The organism is Mucilaginibacter sp. P4_G9 (assembly GCF_056400985.1).
In genome coordinates this window covers 1-3,126 of the sequence record NZ_JBFUKF010000553.1, presented here as the reverse complement: position 1 = coordinate 3,126, position 3,126 = coordinate 1, and the positions used below count along the sequence as shown (strand labels likewise).

The following is a 3,126-nucleotide window of genomic DNA, read 5'->3' as shown; positions in this document are numbered from 1 at the left end:
ACAACCAATATACCTATAAGTTATGTGTTTGATGAGCAGCCATTTGTGCTTAACGAGATAAAATACCTCGCACTTACCTATGGCGAACCCCTGGAAGCGCCATTGATAACTACCACAGAACGCTTTTTAGCAGAAACCATCCAATACTGGCGCACATGGATCAAGCACTCATCCATAGCCGGGTATTACCAGCCTTTTGTAATTCGTTCGGGGCTGGCGCTTAAAATACACCAGTTTGAAGATACCGGAGCAATTATAGCTGCAAGTACTACCAGCTTGCCCGAATCGCCGGGAAGCGGCCGTAACTGGGACTACCGCTATTGCTGGCTGCGAGATACCTATTATGTTATAACCGCCCTCAACCACATTGGGCATTTTGAGGAAATGGAAAAATACTTTGGCTATGTAACAGATATCTCTTTTTCCGACGAGCAGCGCTACCAGCCGCTTTATGGTATAACGGGCAAAAAAGACCTGGTTGAGCATATACTGACCGATTTGGACGGTTACATGGGTAACCAGCCGGTACGCGTAGGCAACCAGGCATCAGAGCATATACAAAATGATATTTACGGCCAGGTGATGATCTCCATGCTCCCACTGTATACAGATCATCGCTTTGTTTTTTCGGAGCGAAAAGATTCAGTGAAATGGATCGAATCGCTGCTTAATAAAATTGAACGTACTATAGATGAAAAAGATGCCGGCATCTGGGAGTTTAGGAACATGGCCAATATACATTGCTACAGCAACCTGTTCCAGTGGGCCGGTGCATCTGCCGCGGAGAAAATGGCACGTACAATTGATAATAAAGAGCTGGTTGATAAAGCTATATCGTTAAAAAAGCGCGCAGCCGCGCATATTGAAAGCTGTTATGATCCTGTCAGGAAGGTGTACACCAATTCGGCAGGGAGTTCAAACCTTGATGCCAGTACGCTGCAGTTGATTATGATGAATTACCTCGATCCTGAATCACAAAGAGCAAAAGATCATTTACTTGCATTAGAAAAAGAGCTGAAAACACCTAATGGGTTATTTTACAGGTATTTATATAAAGATGATTTTGGTAAACCCAAAACAACTTTCCTGATATGCGCATTTTGGTATGTGGAAGCTTTAGCCAGCGTTGGGCGTATTGATGATGCACAACGTGAGTTTGCCAACCTGCTGCAATACTCCAATCACCTGTTGCTGTTTAGTGAAGATGTAGACGAAAACGATGGCAGCCAATGGGGTAATTTCCCGCAGGMCTATAGCCATGTAGGTTTAATGAACGCGGCATACCGCATAGCCATTAAGCTGGACAGGCCGATTTTCTTATAGGTTGTTGGAAAGTTGGAATGTTGAAAGGTTGTAATGTTGAAGGGGTAGAAAGTTGTTGTAAAGTTGGAACGTTGAAACGTTACAATTTAACCCTCCAACTTTACAACAATTTTCTAACCTTCCAACCTTTCAACTTACCTCTACCGCAACATGCTTGGTAAAACTTGTAAGCAGTTGGCGTACCTCCTGCGGATTGCGCAGGTAAAACTTAGCTGCGGATAAATTACTTCCAACTTTAATGGTTATAGCGCTATCTGGCAGTGCTTTAAAGATATCCTCATCGGTATGATCATCACCAAAGGCAATAATAAAATCATAGTCTTTGCCTTCGGTAAGAGTTAAGGCGGCTTTGCCTTTGTTAATATCCATGTTCTTAATTTCCAATACCTTATCCCCCGGCAGTAACTGTAAGCCCTTATCGCTGGCAAGATATTTAAGGTTATTCATTAATTCGCCCGCTCTAAGCTCGCCTAAGCCAGCCTGGGCCTTGCGGTAGTGCCAAACCAGTGAGTATGTTTTTTCTTCGATGAACGAACCCGGAGTGCGGTCTACATAAGTTTCCAGGATGGGGTAAATATCTTGTTTCCACTGATCTGACAGACCTGCAATTTTATGCCACGACGTGCCTTGCTGCTTAAACCATGAGCCATGTTCGGCAATCAGGTAAATATTGGCAAGGTTAAACCATTCGTCAAGATTTTGGTGCTTGCGGCCGCTTATCAATACTACCTGGTTGGCAGGGTCTTCGGTGAGTTTATTAATAATGTTATAAAGCTCCGCATCCGGACTTGCCTGCTCGATATTTGATTTAAAACCTACCAGCGTGCCGTCATAATCTAAAAATATAATACGTTTTTTTGTTTTGATATACCGGTTAATGATAGACTGCTCTGTCGAGTTGCTTACGTGCCTGGCCTGCAAAGACCGTTGCATCAGTTTCACTTCTTTCAACCTATCCATAAATATTTTAACCCAATGCGAAATATTGAATTTGGTTACCAGTTGCCGCATTGGTATCATGCGTTTCCGCTGTTCATCCAAAGGCATGTTGATAGCCTGGAATTGATATTACCTACCTTTTTATCTATCTCATCGCGCAGGTGTGCATACTGCGGTACTGTATCCCGCGATGGTACCACAATCATATACAATGCTATCTTTTCAATACATTCGGGGTGTAATTGCAGCAATAATTCAAAAGCCTGCAGACGTTGAAGTATGCCTTTGCTATAATCGAGCCTATCGACAGACAGAATGAGCTTAATACCTTTAAAATTGTTCTTTAACAGCTCAATCTGGTGGTGCACATCTTCCTGTAGCGGTAACGATGCATATTTCTGTTCATCTATCCCCATCGGGAATGATTCTATCACAATTGACCGTTCGCCTGTTGTGATGATGTTTGATGACGAGGTTACCGGCAAAATGCGGGTTGTTGCGCCCAAAAAATGGCGTACATCATCAAACGTATGAAAACCAATCAGGTCGGCGCCAAGCATTCCATCCAGCAATTCCGACCGCCATGGTATCAGCCTGAACATTTCATGCGATGGAAATGGGATATGCAGGAAAAATCCTATGGAAACATCGGGCAATTCGCTCCTAACCAGGGCTGGCAACAGCAATAGCTGGTAATCATGAATCCAGATCACGTCGCCAGGCTCGGCAATACTAAGAATTACATCCCTGAACTTTTTATTAACGGCCTGGTAATAATCCCAGTTAGATTGCTTGTAATTGGCATAGGTTGATGCATAGTAATGAAAAACCGGCCATAAAACCTCGTTTGAAAAACCTTCGTAA

3 protein-coding genes are annotated in these 3,126 nt (G+C 43.3%); 1 reads left to right on the top strand and 2 read right to left on the bottom strand.

What is annotated here, in order from left to right; translation table 11 throughout:
• A partial coding sequence (locus AC1DPZ_RS25195) for a glycoside hydrolase family 15 protein (RefSeq protein WP_477408656.1) occupies window positions 1-1,323 on the top strand: 1,323 nt, incomplete at its 5' end.
• Between the two features lie 129 nt (window positions 1,324-1,452).
• On the opposite strand, the gene otsB is transcribed toward AC1DPZ_RS25195, so the two are convergent.
• Together otsB and AC1DPZ_RS25185 are read right to left on the bottom strand one after the other, a co-directional pair.
• On the bottom strand, window positions 1,453-2,334 hold the full coding sequence (gene otsB / locus AC1DPZ_RS25190; RefSeq protein ID WP_477408654.1) for a trehalose-phosphatase: 882 nt from the start codon (window positions 2,332-2,334) through the stop codon (window positions 1,453-1,455).
• Window positions 2,335-2,339: 5 nt separating this feature from the next.
• Window positions 2,340-3,126, bottom strand: a 787-nt coding sequence (locus AC1DPZ_RS25185) for a trehalose-6-phosphate synthase (RefSeq protein ID WP_477408652.1), incomplete at its 5' end; no start/stop codon positions are given.

Excerpts from the sequence above, each read along its gene's own strand:
- otsB (WP_477408654.1), bottom strand. The coding sequence starts at position 2,334 with ATGCGGCAACTGGTAACCAAATTCAATATTTCGCATTGGGTTAAAATA.